We start from the raw sequence: 19,845 nt of genomic DNA, 5'->3' as shown, positions 1-19,845 counted from the left end.
CTCTAAGGGGTTTTCTCGGCCTTGCGCAGCACCACCGCGGCGTTGAAGCCGCCGTAGCCCCTGGCCAGCACCAGGACGTGCCGCAGGTCGGCGGTGCGCAGCTCGTGCACCAGGTCCAGGTCGACCGCCCACGGCGCCTTCTCGATCGCCGGCGACGGCGGCAGCTCGCCGTGGAACAGCGCCAGCGCGGCGGTGGCCACGTCCAGCGCCGCCGAGCCGGCGTACATGCGGCCGACCAGCGTCTTGGGCAGGCACACCGGCACGGGCCGTGCGCCGAAGACCGTGCGCAGGGCGGCGATCTCGGCCTGGTCCAGGTCCGGAGTGGCGGCCCCGTCGGCAAAAACGGCGTCCACGTCCTGCGGCTGCACGCCGGCGTCGTCCAGCGCCAGCCGCGCCGCCCGCGCCAGGCCGACACCGCTGGCCCGCTCGGTGGTGTGCCGCCCGTCGTGCGTGGCCGCGTAGCCGGCGACCTCCGCGTAGATCCGTTCCGCGCCACGGTCTTCCGCACGGGACTGCTCCTCGACGAGCAGCATCGCGCCGCCCTCGCCGACCACGTGTCCGGCCGCCGTCGTGGAGAACGGCAGGTACGCGGCCATCGGGTCGTCGATCAGCGACAGGCGTCCGCCACGCAGCTGGCAGGCCAGCGCGTACGGGCTGATCGGCGCCTCGGTCGCGCCGGTGACGACGGCCTTGGCCTCGCCCCGCCGTAACACTCGCCGGCTCAGGCCGATGGCGTCGAGGCCGCCGGCCGACTCGGTGGCCAGCACGCCGCACGGCCCCTTGGCGCCGTGCTTGATCGCCACCTGGCCGGTCGTCGCCGCGTAGAACCAGGCGATGGACTGGTAGGCGCCGACCGCGTGCGGGCCGTCGGTCCACAGCTTGTGGATCTCGCGCTGGCCGAACTCGTTGCCGCCGGAGCTGCTGGCCGTGATCACGGCCGTGTCGTAGGGGTTCTCGCCCGGCGACTGGTGTCCCGAGTCCTCCAACGCCTGCCCGGCCGCGACCAGACCGAGCTGGGTCCAGCGGTCGGTCTGCGCGGCGATCCGGGGCAGCACGTGCTCGGCGATGTCGATGTCGTGCACCTCGCCGCCGACCCGGCACGGGTAGTCGGTCAGGTCGAACCGGCTGATCCAGCCCAGTCCCGACACGCCTTTGCGCACCGCGTCCCAGTACGTCGCCGTGGTGGCGCCGATCGGGGTGACCGCGCCGATGCCGGAGATCACCATCTTCAGTGCGGTCATCGGTCCACCAACTCCCTGCTCATCACCAGCGCGGACTGGAAGCCGCCGAAGCCGCTGCCCACCGTGAGCACGTGCTCCAGCCGCGCCGGGCGGGCCTGCAACGGCACGTAGTCCAGGTCGCACAAGGGATCCGGCTCGTGCAGGTTGGCCGTCGGCGGCACCGCGTCGTTGGCGAAGGCCAGCACGCAGGCCGCCGTCTCGATGGAGCCGATGGCCCCGAGCGAGTGGCCGACCATGGACTTGATGGAGCTGACCGGGGTCCGGTACGCGGACTCGCCGAGGCTGCGCTTGAACGCCGCCGTCTCGTGCCGGTCGTTCTGCTTGGTGCCGGAGCCGTGCGCGTTGATGTAGCCGATGTCCTCGGCGTTGAGCCGGGCCTGGCGCATCGCGCGGTCGATCGCCTCGGACATCTCGATGCCCTCGGCGGTCAGCCCGGTCATGTGGTGCGCGTTGCCGGTGCTGGCGAAACCCGTTACCTCGCAGTAGATGTGCGCCCCGCGGCGGCGGGCCGACTCGTACTCCTCCAGCACGAGCGTGGCCGCGCCCTCGCCGAGCACGAAGCCGTCCCGGCGTCGGTCGAACGGCCGCGACGCGGTGGTCGGCTCGGCGTTGTTGGGTGAGGTCGCCTTGATGGCGTCGAAGCAGGCGACCGAGATCGGCGAGATCGGCGACTCGGCCGCGCCGGCGATCATCACATCGGCGGCGCCGTCGGCGATCAGCGCGGCGGCGTGGCCGAGGGCGTCCAGGCCCGAGGTGCAGCCGGTGGACACCACGGCGGCCGGGCCGCCCGCGCCGAACGAGGCCGCGATCTCGGCGGCCAGGCTGCTCGGGACCAGCGCGTCGTACATGAACGGGTGCAGGAAGCGCAGGTCGGCCGACCACTGCGTGGCGTTGTCGGAGGCCGGCAGGTACTCGTCCTCCAGGAGCACGGTGCCGCCGACGGCGGTGCCCATGGACGTGCCGACGCGGTCGAGGTCGATGGCGTCCCAGTCCAGCCCGCAGTTCTCCACCGCTTCGCGGGCGGCGACCAGCGCGTACTGCACGTACAGGTCCATCCGCCGCAGCTCGCGGGCGGTCAGGCCCATCTGGAGCGGGTCGAAGTCGCACTCGGCGGCGATCTGCGAGCGGAACGTGGACGCCTCGAAGCGGGTGATGCGTCGGGTGGCGGTGCGGCCGTCGACCAGCAGCGACCAGAACTCCTTGGCCCCGATGCCACCGGGCGCGACGACGCCGACGCCCGTGACGGCGACCCGTCTGCCGGTCATGACTGCCCCGCGTTCGGACCCACGGCGTTCGGGACCACGGCGCCGTGCTCCTCCAGGTCGACGTGGCCCAGCTCCGGCCGCGGCGCCAGCGGGCCGAGGTGGAAAACGAGGAACGCCTCCTCGTCGCCGGTGTTCACCAGCCGGTGCGGGGTGTGCAGCGGCACCAGCAGGCCCTGCCCGGCGGTCAGCGCCACCGACTCGTCGCCGAGGTCGGCCCGCAGCCGGCCCCGGACCAGGAACACGAATTCCTCCGAATACGGGTGCTTGTGGGAGGCGATGTAGTCGCCGGGCGCGACGGTCGCCACCCCCATGAACCCCGACGTCGAGCCGACGGTGCGAGGCGACAAAAGCGTGCGGATCTCGCCGCCTCGCCGCGTGTCGGCGGGGACGTCGAGCATGGAAATCGGCTTGAGACCCGATGCGAGCACGAGCATCTCCCTACGGTTGCGCAGAATTCTTTCTCGACGGGTTTTCCCGACAGAAGTCTGCGCAGAGCCGGCGCGGAAACAAAGGGGTTTCCGATGGCATCAAGATGCCAGGAAGTCCCCTATTAAGTGATCGACACTTCTTTCGCAATTAATCGGAGGATCAACAGGGTATGAGTCGAAGGTTGTAGCGGTGCTACGTCCGAGGGCGCTGTTTGGTCACGCCGGCCGCGGATAGATCTATGGCGGCGACAACAACCGCCAGGCACCACGTTACCGACCGCAGCAAATCAGGCACACATTGCATTCTTGGTGAACCTTCGCACACACACGGTGATCGAGGAGACGCACAGTGTTCGTTGACCTGACCGCCCCCAGCCGGCTCCGGCTGCCGCTCACGCCCATGGCCCGCACGTTCCGGGACTGCCTGTCGGAGGCCCGGCCCGTCGTGCAGTTCGTCTTTTTTGTTCGACTGCTGGCCGGCGTGGCGCTGGCGACGCCGTGGCTGCACGGCGTCCGATCGGAAACGCTGCTGCTCGGAGCGCTGTCGTGGGGCTGCGCTGTGATGTACGTGTATTTGTTCAACGGCGCCTCGGACATCGTCGAGGACCGGGCCTCGCACAAGGACCGCCCGATCGCCCGCGGCGAGCTGTCCCGGGTCACGGCGCTGAGATGGTGCCAGGGGTTCGCCATCGCCGCGATCGTGACCGGTGTGCTCATCGGATCGCTGTTCGCGCTGCTAGTGCTGGCCATGCTGGCGCTGGGCCACGCCTACTCCGCACCCGGCATCGCGCTCAAGCGGCACTGCCTGGGGGCGGCGGTCGTCGCGGCGTTGGGCGGGGCGCTCACGTTCCTGGCCGGCCACCTGCTCGGCGGCGGCGGTCTCGCCAGCCCTGACCTGCTGCTTCTCGCCGCCGCGATGTCGGCGTGGATGGGCGGCGTCGGCTCCGTGGCCAAGGACTTCTCCGACACCGAGGGCGACGCGGCGGCCGGACGGCGGACGCTGGTGCTGGTGTGCGGCGAGCGGATCGCCCGCATTGTCGTGGCCGGATGCGCACTCTCCGTGTCTACATCGTTTACCGCCGCGGCGTGGCTGTGGATCCCCACACTGCGTTTCCCGGCCCTGGTAATGCTGATCGGTTCCCTTTGTGTCGCCTTCCTCGCACTGAAGGGTCGCCAAGGGATGCAAGGGTCCAACGCACGTCACCCGTATCGGGCATTCATGGCCACGCAATACGCCGCTACTCTGTCCGTTATGTCCATCTAGTTAACCTGACTGTCACAGACTCGTTATCAGTGCACCTCACCTATACAACCCGCCCTGTTACAGTTGGCCGGTGACGCTGTTCGCAACGGGGAGGGGGCGGCGTTCACCGGGCAGTGTGGGGGGAGTCCGCAGTGGAAACGTCGTCGGCCAGCGAGGTGGCGGACATTCTCGACCGAGAGTGCGACGCCGTCATTGTTCGTTACGAAGCTGAACTAAGCATCATGGGAAGCCGCCTCCTGCAGGATCCGAGAACCCAGGAGGAATGCTTCCGGCAGGCCCGGGGGATCATTTCCGACATCGCGCGGTCGCTGCGCGGGGAGCCGGCGCTCGGGCTGGGCCTGTCCAAGGACATCGGCGTTTCGCGGGCGTCCAACAACATCCATCCCAGCGAGTCGCTGCGCGCCGCGATGGCCTTGTTCGAGGCCATCACCACCACCGTGGCCGACATCGTCGAATCGCCGCACGACGTGCTGGCCCTGGCCCTGGCCACCAACAAGCTGGTCTCCCAGCGCATTCGGATGGCCTCCAGCTCGTACATGGGCTTTCTGCTGGAGAGCATCGAGCAGACGCACCTGCGGGAACGCAAGCGGATCAGCCGCGAGGTGCACGACCGCATCGGCGGCAACGTGGCGGCCGCGCACCGGCAGATCGAACTGGCCACGGCGCTGCGGCCGACCCAGCCGGACCGGGCCGACGAGTGGACCAGCGGCGCCGAGCTGACCTTGCGGCACACCCTGGGCGACGTCCGCCGTCTGGTGTCGGACCTGCGCACCTGGGAGCCCGAGGGCGGGTTGGAGAGCTCGCTGCGCAGCTATCTGGACAGCGCGAAGCCGGCCGGCATGGAGTACGCGCTGCGGGTGAACGGGGACGAGTTCAACCTGTCCTCGGAGATCAGGGGCGAGGCGTTCCTGATCATCCGGGAGGCCGGCCGCAACGCGGTGCGGCACTCGAAGGCCGGCAGGCTGCTGATCCAGGTCAACATCACGCCCAACGAGCTGTACGCGTTCATCGAGGACGACGGCGTCGGCGTCGACATGGCGTGCAAGCAGGGCATGCGCAACGCCGGCCTGTGCTCGATGCGGGAGCGGGCCGCACTGCTGGAAGGGGAGATCGTCATCACGAGCCAGCTGGGGCGGGGCACCCGGGTCGAGTTGCTCATCCCGCTCAGACATGCGGCGGACGGCGATGCCTGAGGCGCCGACCAGGGTCGTGCTCGTCGACGACCACGCGCTGTTTCGCGACGGTGTGAAGCAGATCCTCCAGTTCGAGGAGGATTTCCGCATCGTCGGCGAGGCGGCCGACGGCGCCGCCGGCGTCGAGGTCGTGCAGCAGACGCGGCCCGATGTCGTGCTGCTGGACGTCGAGATGCCCGGCGCCCACGTGACCGAGACGGCGGCCCGGATCCGCCAGGTCAGCCCGGAAACGAAGATCATCATCCTCAGCATGCACGACGAGCCGGCCCTGGTGAACCGCCTCGTCGGCCTCGGCGTCTGCGGCTACCTGCTCAAGAGCGTGACCCGGCTGGAACTGCTCTCCGCCGTGCGCAGCGCCGCCCGCCACCCCGACCAGGTGATCCTGTCGGTGTCCCGGGAGTCCTTGATGAGCAAGGACAATCCCGTGCCCGACACGCTGTCCACCCGGGAGCGCGAGGTGATGGAGCTGACCGCCAAGGCCATGAGCAACTCCCAGATCGCGGCCCGCCTCAACATCTCCGAGGCCACCGTCAAACGCCACCTGTACAACGTCTTCGGCAAGCTCGGGGCGGTCTCCCGCATCGACGCCGTGAACAAGTACTACAACCGTCAGCCCGGCTGAGCGAGCAGGCTTTCCATCCGCTTGACGTCTTTTCCGCGGTGCTGCGCGGTGTACAGGGCCAGCGCCCGGGCCCACGCGGCGCGGGCCTCGGCCGAGTCGCCAAGATCGAGATGGGTCTGGCCGATGCGCTCCAGGGTGTTGGCTTCCTCGTACGCGTCGTCCAGTTCCTGACAGCGCCGCAGCGCCAGCTCGTAGTAGCTCAGCGCCTGCCCGTCCCGGTTGGTGCGGTGCGCGATGAAACCGAGGCTGGTCAGCGCCGCGGCCTCGCCCTCGGGATTCTGGTGGCGGCGGGTGAGCACGAGCGCGGCGGCGCACGACGTCCGGGCCTGCTCGTAGTGGCCGAGGCAGGCCAGCGACCACCCGACCTGGTTGAGCGAATCGGCCTCCCACGCCGGCAGCGCGAGCTCCCGGAACAGATGCAGGGCGCGGGCGGCGTGCTCCAGCGCCTGGCGGTGTTCCTCCCGGTGCGCCCAGGTCACGCCGAGCGCGTGGTGGACGTGGGCCTGCGTGCGCCGGTCGCCGCCGCGTTCGGCCATCACCTCGGCCAGCCGCAGGTGCTCGATCGCCTCGGTATGCTCGCCGGCCCGCGCATGCGCCCGGCCCAGGAACAACAGCGCCCACGTGTGCTTGCCGGGGTCGTTGAGGTGGCCGGCCGAGGCCAGCGCCGCCCGCCACGCGCTCAGGTCCTCGTGCAGCAGCCCGCGCCGGGAGTAGAAAACCGCCAGGGCCCAAGCCATCCGCCACACGACTTCGTGCCAGCCGTGCTCGCCGGCGAACCGCAGCGTCGCCGCCAGGCAGGCGCTCTCGGCGTCGAACCACGCCATCACCGCCGCCTCGTCGGGCAGCGGCTGCATCAGGCCGCCGCGGCCGGGATCGATCGGCGGACGGTGCGGCGCGAGCAGGCGATCGCCGGCGATCGCGGTGTCGGTGTAGCACTCCACCAGCCGTCGCAGCGCCTGCTCCTGCTCGATCTGGTCCGTGTGCCCGCGGCCCTGCTCGACGGCGTGCAGGCGGACGAGATCGTGCATGCGGAAGCGACCGGTGGCCGAGCCGTGCAGCAGCGAAACCCGTTGCAGGCTGCGCAGGGTCTCGCCGGCCTGGTCCGGCGGCAGCCCGAGTAGGCAGCTCGCGGCGGACAGGCCGATGTCCGGCCCGGGCGCGAGCCCCAGCAGCCGGAACGCGCGCGCGTGCCGCGGCGACAGGGCGGCCGAGGACCACGACAGCACGACCCGGACGCCGGTGGTGGAGTCCTCCTCCAGCACGCCGAGCCGGGTCGTCGCGTCCCGCAGCTCGGCGGCCATGGCCGACAGCGGCGACTCGGGCAGCGTCTGGGCCCGCCCGGCGACGATGCTCAGCGCCAGCGGCAATCCGGCGCAGCGGGCCAGGAACTCCGTGACGGCGCCGGGTTCCGCGTCCAGCCGGGCCGAACCCAGCCGGCCGGCCAGCAACGCCCGCGCCTCGTCGTCGGACAGCATGTCCAGGCGTACGGGATGCGCGCCGTGGGCCGTCACGAGGCCGGCGAGCCGGTCGCGGCTGGTCACCAACACCGTGCACGAGCTGCTGCCCGGCAGCAGCGGGGCGACCTGGGAGGCTTCGACGGCGTTGTCCACCACCAGCAGCATCCGGCGGTCGGCGACCAGGCTCCGGTACAGCCCGACCTGCGCGTCCCATTCGGTGGGGATCTCCGCCGGGGCGACCCCGAGCGCGGCCAGGAAGCCCCGCACAGCGGCCTGCGGGCTGATCGGCTGCCCCGACGGATCGAAGCCGCGCAGGTTGACGAACAGCTGCCCGTCGGGAAACCGGGCGAGGTTCTCGTGGGCCCAGCGCAGGGCCAGCCACGTCTTGCCGATGCCGCCCGTGCCGCTGATCGTCAGCACCGTCATCGCATCCGTGCGCGCGTCGAGAGAGGCGCTGAGCACGTCCAGTTCCCGTCGCCGGCCGGTGAACGGCGACGGCGGGGCCGGGAGCTGGCGCGGCACCGACGCCCGCGGCTGCGGCTCGGGCCGTGACGGCGCGTTGGTCAGGATCCGCTGGTGGAGCTCCCGCACCGACGGACTCGGGTCGACGCCCAGCTCCTCGGCCAGCAGCTCGCTGAGCTCGCGGTAGGCCGACAGCGCCTCGGCCCGCTTGCCGGCCTGGTCCAGCGCCCGCATCCGCAACGCCCAGAACCGCTCCCGGAACGGGAACCGGCGGACCAGCTCGGCCAGCTCCGGGACCACGGTGTGGTGGCGGCCGCGGCCGAGGTCCACGTCCAGGCGCAGCTCGACCGCGGCCAGCCACTGCTCGGTCAGCACGGGAGCCACGTTGCGGCGCAACGACTCCGACGGCACGCCCAGCAGCGGCTCGCCCCGCCACAGCGCGAAGGCCTCGGCCAGCGCCTCGCCGGCCCGGTCGAGCCGGCCGTCGGCCGCGTCCTTCTCGGCCTGCCGGGTCAGGTGCTGGAAGCGGTGCAGGTCGACGCAGTCGGGGGCGATGTCGAGGAGGTAGCCCTCGGGACGGGTGAGGATGAGCTCCGGGGCCAGCAGCCGCCGCAGGCGCATGACGTAGTTGCGCACGGTGTTCTGGGCGCCGGCCGGCGGATCGGTGTCCCACAGGTCGGCCACCAGCCGCTCCACCGGAACCACTCGGTTCGGGTTCGTCAGCAGCGACACCAGGAGCACCCGCAGCTTGGCCGCCGGGATCTCCAACGACTCGCCGTCCCGACGGACCCGCAGTGCCCCCAGGACGCCGAAGTCCCAGCCCGCCGTCACGCACACCCCCAGGTAGTCACGCTCAGCGTTCACCGTGCCACAGCTTCCGGTCACGCGTCGAGCCGGCGGCCCTCACAGCGTTCTTGAAGGCGCTTGCAGCCCCTTTGCAGCGGCCGTTCCTAACGTCGTCCCCGTCCCCGGAACCACGGGGTGGACATGCCAGAGCCAGGGGGGATCCGATTTTGTCTTCCGCAACCAGAACCAGACTGTTATGCCGTTCCTTCGCCGCCGCGATCGCCGTGGCCGCCGGGCTCACGGTGGTCGCCGTCCCCGCGCTGGCGGCCCCGTCCGCGCCGCACACCATGACGGCCGCCGCCTCGACGGTCAACGGGCAGATCACCCGCAGCGAGGTCCTCACCCGCTCGCAGTCCTGGATCGACGCGCAGGTGCCGTACAGCCAGACCTCGCCGTACTCCAACCAGTACGGCAGCTACCGCTCGGACTGCTCGGGCTTCGTGTCCATGGCCTGGCACCTGGACCAGGCCTACACGACGTACTCGCTGCCGCCCATGATGACGACCATCGCCCGGTCCGACCTCAAGCCCGGCGACGCCCTGTACCGCCAGGACAGCGACACCCAGCACATCGCCCTGTTCGTCCGCTGGTTCGACGGCGCGCACACCCAGCCCGTGGTGCGGGAGGAGGCGAACTTCGGCGAGGTCGCGAAGGAGGACAGCTGGCCCGCGTCCTGGGCCAACACGTTCACCCCCAAGCGGTACGTCAACATCGTCGACGACCTGCCGTCCGGCTCCTCATCGGTGACCGCCGTCGGCGCATCCGGACAGCGTGCGTTGTTCGCCCGTGGCGCCGGCGGCGACGTCGTGACGAGCTGGCAGCAGCCGGACACCACCTACGGCCCGTGGGTGAGCCTCGGCGGCAACATCACCAGCGACGTGACCGTCGTCGGCGACTCCGGCTCCCGCGTGCTGTACGGCCGTGCGCCTAACGGCAATGTCGTTACGTCCTGGCAGAACCCGGACACTACCTACACGCCGTGGGTCAGCCTCGGCGGCAACATCACCGGCAACGTGACCGTGGTCGGCGCACCCGGCGACCGCGCCCTGTTTGCCCGTGGGGCCAACGGCAACGTCGTCACCACCTGGCAGCAGCCCGACACCACCTACGGGCCCTGGGTCAGCCTTGGCGGCAACATCGGCAGCGACGTGACAGTGGTCGGCGACTCCGGATCCCGCGTGCTGTTCGCCCGCGGCGCCGGCGGCGACGTCGTGACGTCCTGGCAGCAGCCCGACACCAACTACACCCCGTGGCAGAGCCTCGGCGCCCAGATCGCCGGCAACGTCACCGTGGTTGGCGCGCCCGGTCAGTGGGCGGTGTTCGCCCGAAGCACCGGCGGCGACGTCATCAGCACCTGGCAGAAGCCGGACACCAGCTACGTCTCGTGGGTCAGCCTCGGCGGCAGCATCAGCAGCGACGTCACCGTCGTCGGCGACTCCGGATCCCGCGTCATCTACGCCCGCGGCAGCAACGGCAGTGTCTTCACGACCTGGCAGCAGCCCGACACCACCTACGGATCGTGGGTCAGCCTCGGCGCGCTCGTCACCGGCAAGGTCACCGCCGTCGGCGACCCCGGCGACCGCGCGCTGTTCGCCGAAGCGACCGGCAACGACGTCATCTCCAGCTGGCAGCAGCCCGACACCACCTACCACTCGTGGGTGAGCCTCGGCGGCCACCTCGCCGGCAACTGACCAGGGGGACACCGTGAACACCGAAACCACGCGCCGCCTCGGCGTCGTCACCGGACTCGCCATGATCGCCATGGGCGGACTGACCGGCGTCGCCACGGCCCAGCCCAGCTCGGCCCAGCAGGTCAACGTCATCGGTCCGCACGTCCAGTGCTTCGGCGGCGGGCCCACCGCCCGCGACAGCGCGATCGCCGACGCCGTGCGCGGCCGGCTGACCGCCAAGCTGGCCGCCGGGATCTCGGCCGACCAGGCCTCCTGTGCCCGGGCGATCTACGAGAACACGATCGCCCGCGGCTTCAGCACCCACGCCGCCCAGATCGAGATCTGCGCCGCGATCGTCGAGTCGGAGCTGTTCGACGTCAGCGGGGGCGACGGGACCAGCGTCGGCCTGTTCCAGATGACCAGCGGCAAGGGCACCCCGGCCCAGCGCGAGGACGTCAACTACGCGGTCGGCTGGTTCCTCAACACCATGGTCGGCTACCCGTGGCCGGACGGCGGCAACTGGGAGACCCACCAGGTCGGCGACGTCGCCCAGGCGGTCGAGGGCTCCGGCTTCCCGGACCGGTACGCGCCGAACGCCAACGACGCGCAAACCATCCTCAACGCGGTCATAGCGCAGAGCTCGGCCGGCGCGTCCTCGTCGGTGACCGCGGTCGGCGCATCCGGACAGCGGGCGCTGTTCGCCCGTGGGGCCGGCGGCGACGTCGTCACGACCTGGCAGCAACCCGACACCACCTACGGCCCTTGGGTCAGCCTCGGCGGCAACATCACCGGCAACGTCACGGTGGTCGGCGACTCCGGCTCGCGGGTGCTCTACGGCCGGGCGCCTAACGGCAATGTCGTTACGTCCTGGCAGCAGCCCGACACGACCTACACGCCCTGGGTCAGCCTGGGCGGCAACATCACCGGCAATGTGACCGTGGTCGGCGCACCCGGGGACCGCGCCCTTTTCGCCCGTGGGGCCGGCGGCGACGTCGTCACGACCTGGCAGCAACCCGACACCACCTACGGCCCTTGGGTGAGCCTCGGCGGCAACATCGGCAGCGACGTGACCGTGGTGGGCGACTCGGGCTCGCGGGTCCTGTTCGCCCGCGGCTCCGGCGGCGACGTCGTCACCAGCTGGCAGCAGCCCGACACCAACTACCACTCCTGGGTCAGCCTCGGCGCCCAGATCGCCGGCAACGTCACCGCCGTCGGCTCACCAGGACAGTGGGCAGTGTTCGCCCGAAGCACCGGTGGCGACGTGATCAGTACCTGGCAGCAGCCCGACACGAGCTACGTCTCGTGGGTCAGTCTCGGCGGCAGCATCAGCAGTGACGTGACCGTGGTTGGCGACTCCGGTTCGCGGGTGCTGTTCGCCCGAGGCAGCAACGGCAGCGTCTTCACGACCTGGCAGCAGCCCGACACCACGTACGGATCGTGGGTCAGCCTCGGCGCGCTCGTCACCGGGAACGTGACCGCCGTCGGCGACCCCGGCGACCGCGCGCTGTTCGCCGAAGCGACCGGCAACGACGTCATCTCCAGCTGGCAGCAGCCCCACACCACCTACCACTCGTGGGTCAGCCTGGGCGGCCATCTGGGCTGACCGACCACACCAAGCGGGTCCCGGACTTCCCCAGGTCCGGGGCCCGCCTTCCCGTGCGTGATGACCAAGTGATGCGCGCGTCATCGGCACATGTCATCCTCCAGCCGCGGTATGTCTCGCGACTGGGGGGTGCGCGTTGGGTCGGCTGTTTCTCGTCAACGGACCGGAACGTGCGGCAGCCCAGCAGTTCACCGCCACGGCGGCGCAAATGGCTGTGGCCAGTGTGCACCTCGTCAGCGAATCCGCCACCGGTGCCCTGCACGCCCAGGTCCGCGCCGACCTCCACGACCCCGCCAGCACGGTGGCCGACGCCCGGCTCGACCTGGCGGTGCTCGGCGAATCGCGCGAAGGCTGGGTGAGCTTCCACCTCGACGCCGCCACGATCGCGGGCCGCACGTACTTCCTCGTCGTGCAGGCGGTCGACGCCGCCGACGACGTGGCCTGGAGCGGCATCGACGCCGATCGGCCCGACCTCCCGCCGTCATGGCAGCACCGGGACGGGTGGCACCCGTGCGAAGCAGGGGCCCGCCTCACGTTCGGGATGGACCCGCTCGGCCCGTCCGGCCTGCTCACGGCCGGTCTGCTGACCAATGGGACGACCAGCAGCACGACCACGGTCGCGGTGAGTCCGGCGGAAGCCGACGGCACCGCCTACGTCCCGGACAGCAACGTCCTGCGGCTGCCGAGCGGTGAATGGCGCTATCTGCCCGAGCACGCGACCGAGCCGGTCACCGTGCCCGCCGCCGACCTCGGCGCGGTCAGGTCGGTGGCGGCATCGCGGGCATGGCTGGCCCGCGGCCGCGTTCCCGGGCGCACCACCGAGCAGCGAGCGGCCGCCGCGCGGGCCCTGCTGTCCATCCGCGCGCTCCTCCAGCCCAGCGGCGCCGTCGCCGCGGCCTGGGTCGACGCCTGGAAGTACTCGTGGCCAAGGGATTCCAGCGCCGTCGTCACCGCGCTCGCCGCGACCGGCCACACCGATGAGGCGTACCGGATCCTGGCCTACAACGCCCGAACCCAGCGCTCCGACGGCACGTGGGACGCGCGCACCGAGCTCGACGGCTCGGGGCCGCCGGACGACCGCGAATGGCAACTGGACGCCAACGGCTGGGTTTCGTGGTCGGTGTGGCAGTGGCACCAGGCGGCGGGCGATGATCGGCAGTTGGCCGCGCTGTATCCCATGGTGCGCAAGGCAACCCGCCATGCCGTGAACGCGCTCGACGACGAAGGCCTGCCGCCGCCGGGCCCGGACTACTGGGAGATGCCCAGCACCGCCACCACCATCGGCACCGCAGCTCCGCTGCTCGCCGGCCTGCGGGCCTCCGCCGACCTGGCCCGCCGCAGCGGCCACACCGCCGACTCCGACGCGTGGCAGGCCGCGGGCGACCGCCTCGCCGACGGCATCCGGCGGCACTTCGCTCCCCTGGGCTACCCGCGAACCGCCGACGGCCGGCACGGCCGGGACTCGGCCATCGCCTTCCTGGCCCCGCCGTTCAACCAGCCCCCGCCCGACCTGGCGGCCGCCCTCGACTCGACGCACGCCGCACTGGCCCGGCCCGGCGGCGGCATCAGCCCCGGCGACGACGCGGCCCAGCACTGGCCGAACGCCTGGACGCCGTCGACCGCGACACTCGCGCTGGCCTTCGCCGGCGTCGGCCACACCGACACCGCCGGCCGGCTGCTGGCGTGGATCCTGGATCACCGCACAGTGTTGGGAGAACTCGCCGAACAGGTCGACCCGGCCGGCAAACCGACGTCGGTGGCGCCGCTCGTGTGGACCGACGCCCTCGTGCTGCTCACCCTCACCCAGCTCGACGGCCCGCCGCTGCCGACGCCACCCGAGCGCTGACGGAGTCCTTGTGATCGAGTTTCGTGTGTTGGGGCCGGTCGAGGTGTGCGCGGACGGCCGGTCGCTGCCCATCGGCGGCCCGAAGCCACGGGCGCTGCTCGCCGCCCTGCTGCTGGCCCGGGGCCGCGCCGTCGCCGTGCACGAGCTCAAGCGCGTGCTGTGGGACGGGGAGCCGCCGGACACCGCACCCGGCGTGCTCCAGAGCTACGTTTCGGCCCTGCGTAAGGCTTTGAAGCAGGCCGGCGCCGACGTGACGATCGTGACCCGGAGTCCGGGCTACCTCATCGACGCGGCCGGGACGGTCGACCTGGCCCAGTTCGAGGACCTGGTGCGCGCCGGCCGGGCCGCGGCCACGGACGGCCAGCACGTCGCGGCGGCCGCGGCGTTTCGCGACGCCCTGGCCTGCTGGCGTGGGCCGGCGCTGGCCGAGACCACCGGCCTCTGGTTACAGGCGGAAGCCGAGCGGCTGGAGGAGATCCGCTGGACGGCCGTGGAGGAATGGGCCGAGGCCACCCTGGCCGCCGGCGCGGGGGCCGGCCTCGTCGCCGACCTCACGCGGCTCGTCGCCCAACAGCCGCTGCGGGAACGGTTACGTGGTCACCTGATGCACGCGCTGGTGCAAGCCGGGCGGCAGTACGAAGCGCTGGACGTCTACCACCAGGGACGCCGGATCGTGTTGGCGGAGCGCGGTTTGGAGCCGGGCCGGGACCTCCAGCAGCTGCACGAAGCCATTCTCCGCAGCGACGAATCCCTGCACGCCCCCGCGGCCGTGGCCATGGCACCTGCGCCGCCACCGACGACGGTGTGGAACGTGCCCGGCCAGCTGCCGCCGGACATCCGCGACCTGACCGGACGGGACCGTGAGGGCGACGCGCTGTGCGCGGTGCTGACCAAGCCCCAGGACGGCCCGGCCGTGATGCCCGTCGTGGTGATCAGCGGCCCGTCCGGGATCGGCAAGACCAGCCTGGCCATCCGGGTCGCCGGCCGGGTGCGGTCGACCTACCCCGACGGCCAGCTCTACGTCGACCTGGACGCCTCCGAGCGGGCCGGCACGTCGTCGGGCGAGATCCTGGCCCGCTTCCTCCGCGCCACCGGGCTGCCGCCGCAGGAGGTGCCCGCGTCGGCCGACGAACGGCTGGACCTGTTCCGCAGCCGCCTCGCCGCCCGCCGGGTGTTGTTGTTGCTGGACAACGTGATCACGCTCGCCCAGCTGAACTCGCTGCTGCCCGGCGGCTCCGCCTGCGGCGTCATCGTCACCAGCCGCCGACGGCTGGTCGCCTTCCCCGCCGCGGCGGGGGTCCACCTCGAACCACTGTCCACTTCAGACGCCGTGACGCTGCTGGGCACCACCGCCGGCGCCGACCGCGTGACGGCCGATCCGTTGACCGCCGAGCACATCGTCGAACTGTGCGGCCACCTTCCGCTGGCGGTCCGCACCGCCGGCGCCAAGCTGGCCCTCCATCCACAGTGGACCGTACGCGAGCTGGAACGGCGGCTGGCCGGGGAACGCGAACGCCTCGACGTGCTCGACGCCGGCGAGCTGCGGGTGCGGCCGAGCATCGCGCTGGGCCTGGACGGCCTGCCCGAGGTCGGCCGGTGCGCGTTCCGACGGCTCAGCATGCTCGACGCGCCCTCCTTCGGCACGTGGATGCTGGCCGCGGTGCTGGACGTTCCGGCGTCCACTGTGGAGCGTGTCATCGAGACGCTGCTCACGCACTACCTCGTCGAGTCCATCGGCTCCGACCAGACCGGGCAGCCCCGCTACCGCATCCACCACCTGCTGCGCGTGTACGGGCGCGAGTTGGCCCTGGCCGAGGAGCAGCCCGACGAGCAGGCCGCGCTGCTGCTGCGGGTGATGTCGGGCTGGCAGATCATGGTCAGCCGGGTCGAGACGCCGATGCTGTTCGGCGTGCTTCCCGTGCCGCTGCCCGACGACCACGGCTGGCAGCCGCCCGAGGACGCCGTGCTGGCGGCCGTCACGGACCCGGAGAACTGGATCGAAGCCGAGCAGGAAGCCATGGCCGCCGTGGTGGGCCAGGCCGCCGCGGCCGGGCTGGCCACCCACGCCTGTGCGCTGGCCGCCAGCCTGTTGTCCTTCCTGTCCGCCCGCAACCACTTCGTGGACTGGCTGCGGGCCCAGCAGGTCGCCGTCGACGCCGTCAGCCGGGTCAACGACCGGGCGGCTCGGGCGCCTTTGCTGGTGCGGCTGGGCGAACTGGCCTACGAGCGCGACGCCCTGGCCGAGGCCGGCCAGTACTTCGCCCGCGCCATCGAGGAGTTCGAGCTCGAAGGCGAGGCCCAGGGCCTGGCCACCGCCCGCGCCGGGCTCGCCACCGTCCACAGTGAACAGGGCCGGTTCCGTGAGGCGATCTCCCTGTGCCAGCAGGCTTTGCCGACCTTCACCGCCGAGTCCGACGCCGCCGCGCTCGTCTACCTCCACAACGTCATCGCCCGGGTTCACCTGGAGCTCGGCGAGTTCTCCCCCGCCGCCGACGCCGCCCGCGCCGCCCTGGCTCTCGCCCAGTCCTCCGGCAACCGCCAGGCCGAGGCCTTCGCCCTGCGCAACCTCGGCCTGATCCACCGTGCCCAGGACGACATCCCGCCCGCCGTCGACTACTGCCGGCGCGCCCACACCCTGCTCACCGAGTTCGGCGGCCGGCTCAGCCGCGCCTACGCCTGCCTGTCGCTGGCCAAGTCCCTCATCCGGGCCGACCAGCACGAGGAGGCCAAGGCCCTGCTGGACTGGACCCTCGACACCTGCCGCGACCTGCGTGACGACTTCGGCCAGGCCCTCGCCCTGCGCACCTTCGCCGAGCTCTGCCTGGCCCAGAACTCCCTGTCCGCCTGCGAGACCTACGTGTCCGAGTCCCTCCGCCAGTGGCGCCGCATCCAGGCTCCCCTCTGGCATGCCCGGACCCTCACCGTCAAGGCCGACCTCGACGACCGCCGCGGCCGCTACTCCGACGCCATGGCCGCCCGCGCCGAGGCCGCCGAGACCTTCGCCGCCCTCGGCTGCCGCGAGCAGTACGAACTCCACGCCGCGGTCGTGTCCCCCTAGGTCTCGCCAGCGGGCGGCCGAGGACGCCTGGTTCTCGACCGGCCCCGGCGCGGCGATTCCCTGACGGTGTGACCTGGGCGAGGATGGGCGGCATGACACTGCCTGCCCTCCCCGAGGCGTCCTTCCGGCGCGTGCTGTGCGTCGTCGCGCATCCCGACGACATGGAGTACGGCACGTCCGCGGCCGTCGCCCGCTGGACCGCACGGGGCATCGAGGTCGGTTACCTCCTGCTCACGCGGGGCGAGGCCGGCATGCCGAACCCGCCCGAGGAGACGGCTCGCCTGCGGGTCGCCGAGCAACGGGCCGCCTGCGCGGTCGTCGGCGTCAGTCACCTGACCATCCTCGAACACCCGGACGGCGTGCTCGTCTACGGCCTCGACCTGCGCCGGGACATCTGCCGCGAGATCCGTCGGTTCAAGCCCGACGTCGTGCTGGGCGGCAGTCACGAGGTCGAGACGCCGTTCGGTTTCGACCAGGCCGACCATCGCGCGGCCGGGCTGGCGACCCTGGACGCGGTGCGCGACGCGGGCAACCGCTGGGTCTTCCCGGAGCAGATCGACGACGAGGGCCTCGAACCGCACTCCGCGCGCTGGTTCATCGTCACGGGGCTCGGCGGCTCGGCGACGCACGGCGTCGACGTCACGGGCGAGCCGCTGCGCCGCGGCATCGCCTCGCTGGAGGCGCACGGCGCGTACCTGGCCGCCCTGCCGAACCATCCCGCCCCCGCGGACTTCATCCCGAAGTTGGCGGCGATGGGCGGCAAAGCCCTGGACGTCGAGCACGCCGTCCTGTTCCGCGCCCACGACCTCCAGGCGCCGCCGGAGTTCTGACGAGAGGCGAGGTCATGACCGAGCACACCGTCCGGGCCACGCCCGCCGAGCGCGCAGAGTCGCGACCCGGCGACGACATCGTCTCCCCCGCCGACGTCGTGATGGACCGCGGCTTCACCGTCGACGCGCCGCCCGACAGCGTCTGGCCGTGGCTGGTCCAGCTCGGCAAACGCCGCGCCGGCTGGTACTTCCCCCGCGCCGTCGAGCGCTTCCTGCCTCCACGCCGCCGCGCGCTGCGCCGGCTCGACCCGCGCTGGACGACCCTGGCCGTCGGCGACGTCATCCCCGACTACGGCCGCGACGAGACGTTCGAGGTGGCGGCGATCCAGCCGCCCCACACCCTGGTCTACACCTCGCGCCGTGGCCACACCCTAGTCAGCTGGTCGATCACCCTGCGCCCCTTGGACACCACCCGCACCCGGGTCCTCCTCCGCCTCCGGCTGGGCCCGGTGAAACATCGCCGCCTCGCCGACACCCTCGGCGGGTTCTTCGACTTCGCCACCATCGCCGGCATGGCCGCCGGCCTCCGGGAACGCCTGGAGGTCACACCGGATTGACCGCGGTCTCGACGCGCAGCTGTTCGAGCTGGAGGGCCAGGTAGCGCTGGATGACCGCCCGCTCGGTGGGGGAAAAGGCGGCGAGCAGGGCCTGAAGCGGTGCCGTGGACGACGGGGATCGGCTTAGCACCAACACCTTTCGACGATCGTGGGGGTGGCGGGCACGGCGGACGAGGTCGGCCTGTTCGAGTCGGTCGAGGACGCCGGTGACGGCGCCGGTGGTCAGGCCGGTGAGTTCGGCGATGCGGCCTGCGGTCAGTGGGGGATCGCTGAGGGCGACCAGGTCGAAGACCTTGTGGTCGATGGCGGACAGGCCCATGCGGTCGGCGGACCGGGTCCGCCGGAGGGCGGTGAGGGTGGCGAGCTCGCAGGAGAGGCGGGCGAAGCGGGCGAGCTCCTCGGGTGGGATCGGGTGGATCGGCGCGGAATCGACCGAGGGAAGGCGGCGGTCGCCGGGTGGGCCGGCGACCGCCGTCGTGCTCATCGGTCCTTCTCGGCCACGAGCACGTAGTCGTTGCCGATGCTGGTGATCCGGCGGCCGGCGGTGTAGCGGAAGCCGGCCTTCTCGACGCGGGCACGGCAGTCCGAGACGGTGTACTCGGAGCCACCGGTGACCAGGGCGACCTGGAGGCTGCCCAACACGGTGGGCAGGTCGGGCCGCTCGTCGTCGAGCATCTGGTCGTAGACCACGACGGCGCCGCCGGGCCGCACGGCGGCGAAGGCCCGCTCCAACAACCTCTGCCGGTCGTCGGCCTCCCAGTCGTGCAGCACATGGCCGAGGATCACCACGTCGGCCTCGGGCAGCGGGTCGACGAAGAAGTCGCCGGCGTGGAAGCCGACCCGGTCTCCGACACCCCGAGCGACGACGTGTTCGTCGAAAAGCGGTTGCACTGGCGGCAGTTCGAAGACGACGCCGGTCAGGTGCGGGTGCCGGTCGACGAGGTCGGCGGCAACGGATCCACGCGCGCCACCGACGTCCACAAAGGACTTGTACTGGTCCCACTTGACGAACTCGCCCAACTGCGGGCCGATCGTGGCGTGGGCAGAGTCCATGTGGGACAAGAACTTCCGCGCCGCGTCACGGTTGCCGTACAGCCGCTTGAACGCCTCCGGGCCGCCGGCGCCGCGGGGCTTGCCGTCCCGCAGCACGTCGGTGAGCAGGCCCCACAGCTGGTAGTGCTTGGCGCTGGTGGCCATGATGGTGTCGCCGAGGTACACCGGGCCACCGGTGACCAGACACTCCTGCGCGGCCTCGGTGTTGCGGTAGAGCCCGTCGGTATGCTCGACCAACTCCAACGCCACCAAGGCATCCAGGAAGTCGCCGAGCAGCCGGGGATGCAGCCCGAGCCGGTCCCGGATCTCGTCAGAGGTGGCCTCGGCCGACGCCAGCAGATCGAAAAGGCCGACCTCGACGGCGCTGTGCAACACCTTGGCCTGGGCGAAAACCGTGCTCAGCCGGCCGACCGCGACCGAGGCCTTGGCCATCTTCGGGGTGATCTTCAT

At 71.6% G+C, this 19,845-nt stretch carries 15 protein-coding genes; 9 read left to right on the top strand and 6 right to left on the bottom strand.

The window, feature by feature from the left end; genetic code table 11:
* Positions 1-2 precede the first annotated feature (2 nt).
* The 3 genes from AB0M73_RS05510 to AB0M73_RS05500 are packed head-to-tail and all read right to left on the bottom strand — an operon-like array spanning position 3 to position 2,940.
* Positions 3-1,241, bottom strand: a complete 1,239-nt coding sequence (locus tag AB0M73_RS05510) for a beta-ketoacyl synthase N-terminal-like domain-containing protein (RefSeq protein ID WP_363887195.1) — start codon at positions 1,239-1,241, stop codon at positions 3-5.
* Complete coding sequence (locus AB0M73_RS05505) at positions 1,238-2,506, bottom strand: beta-ketoacyl-[acyl-carrier-protein] synthase family protein (RefSeq protein WP_363887193.1); 1,269 nt, start codon at positions 2,504-2,506, stop codon at positions 1,238-1,240. Before AB0M73_RS05505 ends, AB0M73_RS05510 begins: the two co-directional genes overlap by 4 nt.
* Positions 2,503-2,940, bottom strand: coding sequence for a cupin domain-containing protein (locus AB0M73_RS05500; RefSeq protein ID WP_363887191.1), 438 nt, complete (start codon positions 2,938-2,940; stop codon positions 2,503-2,505). Before AB0M73_RS05500 ends, AB0M73_RS05505 begins: the two co-directional genes overlap by 4 nt.
* A 343-nt stretch (positions 2,941-3,283) precedes the next feature.
* Between AB0M73_RS05500 and AB0M73_RS05495 the strand changes: the two genes are divergently transcribed.
* From AB0M73_RS05495 to AB0M73_RS05485, 3 genes are all read left to right on the top strand, one after another.
* Complete coding sequence (locus AB0M73_RS05495) at positions 3,284-4,198, top strand: UbiA family prenyltransferase (RefSeq protein ID WP_363887188.1); 915 nt, start codon at positions 3,284-3,286, stop codon at positions 4,196-4,198.
* Positions 4,199-4,419: 221 nt separating this feature from the next.
* Positions 4,420-5,391, top strand: coding sequence for a histidine kinase (locus tag AB0M73_RS05490; RefSeq protein WP_363887186.1), 972 nt, complete (start codon positions 4,420-4,422; stop codon positions 5,389-5,391).
* Complete coding sequence (locus AB0M73_RS05485) at positions 5,384-6,013, top strand: response regulator transcription factor (protein ID WP_043729967.1); 630 nt, start codon at positions 5,384-5,386, stop codon at positions 6,011-6,013. Before AB0M73_RS05490 ends, AB0M73_RS05485 begins: the two co-directional genes overlap by 8 nt.
* Here AB0M73_RS05485 and AB0M73_RS05480 read toward each other — a convergent pair.
* On the bottom strand, positions 6,001-8,796 hold the full coding sequence (locus tag AB0M73_RS05480; protein ID WP_363887183.1) for a BTAD domain-containing putative transcriptional regulator: 2,796 nt from the start codon (positions 8,794-8,796) through the stop codon (positions 6,001-6,003). The two genes, AB0M73_RS05485 and AB0M73_RS05480, sit on opposite strands and share 13 nt — an antisense overlap.
* 149 nt (positions 8,797-8,945) lie before the next feature.
* Between AB0M73_RS05480 and AB0M73_RS05475 the strand changes: the two genes are divergently transcribed.
* The 6 genes from AB0M73_RS05475 to AB0M73_RS05450 all read left to right on the top strand — a co-directional run bounded on the left by AB0M73_RS05475 (position 8,946) and on the right by AB0M73_RS05450 (position 18,342).
* Positions 8,946-10,469: a hypothetical protein gene (locus AB0M73_RS05475; protein WP_363887181.1), complete on the top strand. Its 1,524-nt coding sequence runs from the start codon at positions 8,946-8,948 to the stop codon at positions 10,467-10,469.
* Positions 10,470-10,482: 13 nt separating this feature from the next.
* Positions 10,483-12,051, top strand: a complete 1,569-nt coding sequence (locus AB0M73_RS05470; protein ID WP_363887180.1) for a hypothetical protein — start codon at positions 10,483-10,485, stop codon at positions 12,049-12,051.
* Positions 12,052-12,259: 208 nt separating this feature from the next.
* Positions 12,260-13,897 carry a hypothetical protein gene (locus AB0M73_RS05465; RefSeq protein WP_363887177.1) on the top strand — a complete coding sequence of 546 codons (1,638 nt, stop codon included), beginning with the start codon at positions 12,260-12,262 and terminating at the stop codon, positions 13,895-13,897.
* 10 nt (positions 13,898-13,907) lie between these two features.
* Positions 13,908-16,955: a BTAD domain-containing putative transcriptional regulator gene (locus AB0M73_RS05460; protein WP_363887174.1), complete on the top strand. Its 3,048-nt coding sequence runs from the start codon at positions 13,908-13,910 to the stop codon at positions 16,953-16,955.
* An 83-nt stretch (positions 16,956-17,038) separates the two neighbouring features.
* A complete protein-coding gene (locus AB0M73_RS05455; RefSeq protein ID WP_363887469.1) occupies positions 17,039-17,785 on the top strand; it encodes a PIG-L deacetylase family protein in 747 nt (248 codons plus the stop codon).
* Positions 17,786-17,799: 14 nt separating this feature from the next.
* Positions 17,800-18,342 (top strand): hypothetical protein, encoded by a 543-nt coding sequence (locus AB0M73_RS05450; protein WP_363887172.1) that lies wholly within the window; start codon positions 17,800-17,802, stop codon positions 18,340-18,342.
* Here the strand turns inward: AB0M73_RS05450 and AB0M73_RS05445 are convergent.
* Together AB0M73_RS05445 and AB0M73_RS05440 are read right to left on the bottom strand one after the other, a co-directional pair.
* Positions 18,329-18,826 (bottom strand): MarR family transcriptional regulator, encoded by a 498-nt coding sequence (locus AB0M73_RS05445; RefSeq protein WP_363887170.1) that lies wholly within the window; start codon positions 18,824-18,826, stop codon positions 18,329-18,331. The two genes, AB0M73_RS05450 and AB0M73_RS05445, sit on opposite strands and share 14 nt — an antisense overlap.
* Complete coding sequence (locus AB0M73_RS05440) at positions 18,823-19,845, bottom strand: methyltransferase (RefSeq protein ID WP_363887168.1); 1,023 nt, start codon at positions 19,843-19,845, stop codon at positions 18,823-18,825. The genes AB0M73_RS05445 and AB0M73_RS05440 overlap by 4 nt, the downstream gene beginning before the upstream one ends.

This window comes from Kutzneria sp. NPDC051319, from assembly GCF_040682195.1.
Lineage (GTDB): Bacteria > Actinomycetota > Actinomycetes > Mycobacteriales > Pseudonocardiaceae > Kutzneria.
Note: the sequence above shows the minus strand (reverse complement) of the source record. Positions and strands in the feature narration are given on the sequence as shown.

Bases quoted from the DNA above. Each gene is read 5' to 3' on its own strand.
- AB0M73_RS05450 (WP_363887172.1), top strand. From the start codon at position 17,800: ATGACCGAGCACACCGTCCGGGCCACGCCCGCCGAGCGCGCAGAGTCG.
- AB0M73_RS05440 (WP_363887168.1), bottom strand. From the start codon at position 19,845: ATGAAGATCACCCCGAAGATGGCCAAGGCCTCGGTCGCGGTCGGCCGG.
- AB0M73_RS05510 (WP_363887195.1), bottom strand. From the start codon at position 1,241: ATGACCGCACTGAAGATGGTGATCTCCGGCATCGGCGCGGTCACCCCG.
- AB0M73_RS05465 (WP_363887177.1), top strand. From the start codon at position 12,260: ATGGCTGTGGCCAGTGTGCACCTCGTCAGCGAATCCGCCACCGGTGCC.
- AB0M73_RS05485 (WP_043729967.1), top strand. From the start codon at position 5,384: ATGCCTGAGGCGCCGACCAGGGTCGTGCTCGTCGACGACCACGCGCTG.
- AB0M73_RS05505 (WP_363887193.1), bottom strand. From the start codon at position 2,506: ATGACCGGCAGACGGGTCGCCGTCACGGGCGTCGGCGTCGTCGCGCCC.
- AB0M73_RS05490 (WP_363887186.1), top strand. From the start codon at position 4,420: ATGGGAAGCCGCCTCCTGCAGGATCCGAGAACCCAGGAGGAATGCTTC.
- AB0M73_RS05445 (WP_363887170.1), bottom strand. From the start codon at position 18,826: ATGAGCACGACGGCGGTCGCCGGCCCACCCGGCGACCGCCGCCTTCCC.
- AB0M73_RS05455 (WP_363887469.1), top strand. From the start codon at position 17,039: ATGGGCGGCATGACACTGCCTGCCCTCCCCGAGGCGTCCTTCCGGCGC.
- AB0M73_RS05500 (WP_363887191.1), bottom strand. From the start codon at position 2,940: ATGCTCGTGCTCGCATCGGGTCTCAAGCCGATTTCCATGCTCGACGTC.